The organism is Virgibacillus sp. 7505, from assembly GCF_002272135.1.
In the GTDB taxonomy this organism is placed as follows: Bacteria; Bacillota; Bacilli; order Bacillales; family Amphibacillaceae; genus Terribacillus.
The window spans coordinates 1-264 of the sequence record NZ_NPBF01000203.1 but is presented as its reverse complement, the minus strand read 5'-3'; the positions used below and the strand labels follow the sequence as shown (position 1 = coordinate 264).

Sequence of the window (264 nt, the reverse complement as noted above, 5' to 3'; positions counted from 1 at the left end):
AAAGCGTATACGTTCAGATTGTATCCAACAGAAAAACAGGCTTTGCTTATACGTAAAACGTTCGGATGTGTTCGCTTTGTCTATAACAAGATGTTAGCGGAACGAAAAGAGACGTATGAGCTACTGAAAGAGGATAAAGATGCCTTAAAAAAGGGGAAGCCCCCTACTCCTGCCAAATACAAAAAAGAGTATGAATGGCTACAGGAAGTAGATTCATTAGCGTTAGCGAACGCACAACTTAATTTGGATAAAGCTTACAAAGCC

The 264-nt window shown here is 39.8% G+C and carries 1 protein-coding gene; it reads left to right on the top strand.

Annotated features, from left to right (window positions below; genetic code table 11):
- Positions 1 to 264, top strand: a 264-nt coding sequence (locus CHH91_RS18605; protein ID WP_141234224.1) for a helix-turn-helix domain-containing protein, incomplete at both ends; no start/stop codon positions are given.